The organism is Bradyrhizobium sp. (assembly GCF_035701725.1).
Classification (GTDB): domain Bacteria; phylum Pseudomonadota; class Alphaproteobacteria; order Rhizobiales; family Xanthobacteraceae; genus Bradyrhizobium.
In genome coordinates, this window is record NZ_DASSRP010000004.1 from 1 (window position 1) to 3,970 (window position 3,970).

Below are 3,970 nucleotides of genomic sequence, written 5' to 3' on the forward strand. Positions count from 1 at the left end.
GCCAAGTCACGACTCACCCATGTTGTAGCCGCCAGCCGCGTGCCTGTGCCCGAGTCTCCGACCTTGGTAGAAAGCTTGGTCGGCAAGGGAGTGGAGCAAATGAGCCTTACACGAAACCTGTTGGGCCTCTCGATCGCAGGCCTCCTTGGAGCCATTTATGCCCCGCCAAGCTTCGCCCAGAGCCAAGCCGCACCTCCCCTTGTGACGCAAATCAACAACGGCAACTGGCTGGCACCGGCCGAGGCCGAGCAGTTGGTCGACGACCTCTATGTCAACCAGGCGATCCAGGCCTACATCACGCTACTTCCGGTGCTGAATATCATCGGCATGAAGGACGGGTCGGAAGCGACGTTCGGCAGTGGCTACAACGTCCTGCCAATTTGGAAGGAGCGGATGGACAGCCGCACCTGGGTGCCGACGCCCAACGCCGACGTCATCTATTCGATGAGCTACCTGGACCTGAAGCAAACCGGCCCGCTCGTCGTCGCTGCGCCGCATGACGTCATCGGCATGTTCACCGATTTCTTTCAGAAGACGATCACCGATGTCGGCGCCATCGGACCCGATCGCGCCCGCGGCGGACTCTACCTGCTGCTGCCGCCCGACTATACCGGCGAGGTGCCGCAGGGCTATTACGCCTTCAAGTCGCCGACCTACAATGTCTTCCTGTTCTTCCGCACCGTCATGAAGCAGGGGGAGAACGGTCCCGACCCTGCGCCGGCCGTGACGCTCGCCGAGACGACGCGCGTCTATCCGCTCTGGACGATGGAGAAGGACGTCAAACCCATGCTGTTTCCCGATGGAAGTGGCAAGGACATCAACATGATGTATCCGGTCGACAATAGCTTCTGGACCAAGCTAAAGACCTTCGTCGACTACGAGCCCGACGCGGCCTTCGACCCGATGACGCGCGGACTGCTCGCCAATATCGGCATCATCAAGGGCCAGCCCTTCCAGCCTACCGAGCAGCAGCAGGCGCTGCTGAAGAAGGCGGTTGAGACGGCGCCGGCGATGATCCTCGCCTCGCGCCAGATCGGCCGGCCCGACAAGCGCAACCTTTATTACGCCGACCGGCAGTGGCAGAACGCTTGGGCCGGCGTGACGTCGGAATGGCTGCTTGACGGTTATGTCGACTACTTGCAGCGCGCAACCTATTTCCAGGTTGCCTATGCCTCGGCATCGGCGATGGTGATCCGGACGATCGGCGCCGGCTCGAAATACCCGTTCACCTTCCGAGACGCCGACGGCGACCTCCTGCACGGTTCGCAGACCTACCGGCTGCATATCCCGCCAAATCCGCCCGCGGCGCTCTTCTGGGCCTCGACTGCCTACAACATCACCGACGGAACCATGACAAGCGCGGCTCAGCTCCTGCCCTCCATCAACAGCATGGACAAGGTCGCAAAGAACGACAACGGCTCGATCGATCTCTACTACGGGCCGCAGAAGCCGGCCGGCGTCGGCGACAAGAACTGGGTGCAGACGGTGAACGGCCGCGACTTCCTGATCGCCTTCCGCCTCTATGGCGCCGGCACCGAGTTCTACGACCAGACCTGGAAGCTCGACGACGTCGTCAAGGTGAAGTGAGCCAAGGGAAACACGACGCGTTGGATGCGCATGTGCGTCCGGGCTTTATCTGGTACGGTTCGGAGAGCAACCATGGACGTTTTAAGAAGGGATCTTTCCCGCTTAGCTGCCGCCGCCACGGCCGCTCTGGCGCCGATCGGCACGGCGGTAGCGGCTGAAGCGAAGAGGTCGCCGGCGGTGTTCACGCCACTCGGCTCGAAAGGCGAGGAGCCACTCGGCGGTCAGCCGAAACCGGGTGCCAGACGCTCGGTCGATGATTTTGACTACATGATCAAGCATCAGCGGGCCTTCGAAGCGATCCTCTGGAACATGCCGGCGATCGCGATATACAGCTTCCGCCGCGCCGCCTTCGAGACGCTTGGGCTGAAGGACAACGACATCATCGCCTATTCGGCGACGGCGACGCCGAAGCTCGAAGCGATCACGGCCAACAGCACGACGCCATATATCGCGGCTTATACTGACCTGCAGAAGGGGCCGGCTGTTCTCGAAGTGCCGGTGGCGGGCGCCGATGGCAGCCTCTACGGGCAGGTCGTCGATGCCTGGCAGTTCACCATCGCAGATGTCGGCCCCTCGGGGATCGACAGAGGAGCGGGAGCAAAGCTTCTGTTCACGCCACCCGGCTACAGCGGCGACATTCCCCCTGGCTATCTGCACGTCGCCTCGCCGAACTACCGGATCGCCTTGGCCTTCCGTTCGGTGCCGGCCCCCGGCAAGTCGACGGCCGATGCCTACGCCTATGCGAAGCGACTCAGGATGTACTATCTCGCCGACGCCGCAAACCCGCCGCCGCAGCGCTTCGTCGACCCGATCAACGATCGCTATCCGACGCTGCCCTTCTATGACGGCCGTCATTTCGAGGACATGCACGCCATCATGAGCGTCGAGCCGGTCCGCGAGCACGATAAGGTCATGATGGGCATGCTGACCTCGCTCGGCATCGAGAAGGGCAAGCCGTTCTCGCCAGATGCGACCGCGAAGCGGGCGATGGACCAGGCGGCGGTGGATGCTTGGTTCTTCCTCCAAGACTGGTTCAATAACATGCCAGCCGACAGGTTCTACTGGCCGGATCGGCATTACGCCTCGCTGCTGCAGGCCGACAAGAATGGCCGGTTCACCTGGGAATACGATGACCGCATAGATCTGATCGAACGTGCGGCGGAATATTTCTGGTGCACGTATATGCCGAAGGAACTCAGCCACACGCCTGCGACCCAATACATGATGGCAATCGCAGACCGCGGCGGCAGGCTCCTCGAAGGCGGCGCGCTCTACAAGCTCGACGTCCCGGCCAAGATGCCGGTCACGCAATTCTGGGCGCTCACAGTCTACGATCGTGCCACGAATGCCTTCATCTACACGGACCAGAGCCGGACGACACTATCGTCCTACGATCTGCCGAAGATGAAGTCGAACACCGATGGCGGCGTCACGCTCTATGTCGGCCCCAAGGCGCCCAAGGGGATGGAGTCGAACTGGATACCGACACGCGGCAAGCGACCGCTGCCGGCAATGCGGCTTTATGGGCCGACGGAGGCCTTCAACAATAAAAGCTTCAAGCTTCCGGATTTCGAGCGCGTTGGGTGATGGGCTTGTAGCAATCAAAGACGTTCCTGCGCGGATGTAGATACCCTGTGCACAATCACATTAGAGATTTGGCCGCTGCACAATTCCGGTATGAAAGTCCGCGCGAGTCTGCACTGCACCCAACGTCTGAAAATGCGTTGCCCCGATCCGGACGTGGAACGGCAGAAAACCGCGCGCCCTGGCCGTCTAGCTTCCGGTGATTCATGTCCGCCTTCGAGCACTGGTCCGACAGAGCGGGATGACCGGGATTGGGCGCGAAGTCGCCGACGCTGGTCGGCACCGAACGTCGGTTCCAGGAACTGCGCAGAGCCGCCTGAGTGACCCCCTTGGGTCGAAACATGTCATCCGATAGGGCCGCTGGTATGACATATTTGCTCGGATGCGTGATTCGAGTTTCCAGCGATGCCGCTTCCAAACATCCGCTCAGCCCAGGCGCAGCAGCGGCACGCCGATCAGCAGCAGCGCGGCCAGGAAGATCAGCCCGAAGATCGTCCCCAGCCGCCAGAAGTCGGCCGGCGGCAGATAGCCGCTGTTGTAGTAGGCGAGCCCGGGCCCGGTCGCATACGGCGTGATCACGCCCATGATGCCGGTGGTCATCGCCAGCGCAAGCGCCAGCGTGGGCGCGTCCAGTCCCGGGATCCCCATGCCGGCCGCCAGCATCATCGGCATCATCGCCGTGGTATGCGCGGTGAGGCTCGCGAACATGTAGTGCGAGAAGAAATACACCGCGACCAGCAGCACCAGCATCAGGCTGGGCGAGAAGCCGCCGACATGCGCAGCTGTGAACTCCGCAAAC

Annotated in this window: 3 protein-coding genes; 2 read left to right on the forward strand and 1 reads right to left on the reverse strand. The window is 62.0% G+C overall.

Annotated features, from left to right (window positions below):
- Positions 1–99: 99 nt before the first annotated feature.
- Both VFL62_RS00145 and VFL62_RS00150 read left to right on the forward strand, forming a co-directional pair.
- Complete coding sequence (locus tag VFL62_RS00145; RefSeq protein WP_325170351.1) at positions 100–1,587, forward strand: DUF1254 domain-containing protein; 1,488 nt, start codon at positions 100–102, stop codon at positions 1,585–1,587.
- A gap of 72 nt (positions 1,588–1,659) precedes the next feature.
- Positions 1,660–3,174 (forward strand): DUF1254 domain-containing protein, encoded by a 1,515-nt coding sequence (locus tag VFL62_RS00150; protein ID WP_325170352.1) that lies wholly within the window; start codon positions 1,660–1,662, stop codon positions 3,172–3,174.
- 423 nt (positions 3,175–3,597) lie between these two features.
- Here the strand turns inward: VFL62_RS00150 and VFL62_RS00155 are convergent.
- Positions 3,598–3,970 (reverse strand): anion permease (locus tag VFL62_RS00155; protein WP_325170353.1); only part of this gene is annotated, 373 nt, incomplete at its 5' end.

Excerpts from the sequence above, each read along its gene's own strand:
- VFL62_RS00145 (WP_325170351.1), top strand. The coding sequence starts at position 100 with ATGAGCCTTACACGAAACCTGTTGGGCCTCTCGATCGCAGGCCTCCTT.
- VFL62_RS00150 (WP_325170352.1), top strand. The coding sequence starts at position 1,660 with ATGGACGTTTTAAGAAGGGATCTTTCCCGCTTAGCTGCCGCCGCCACG.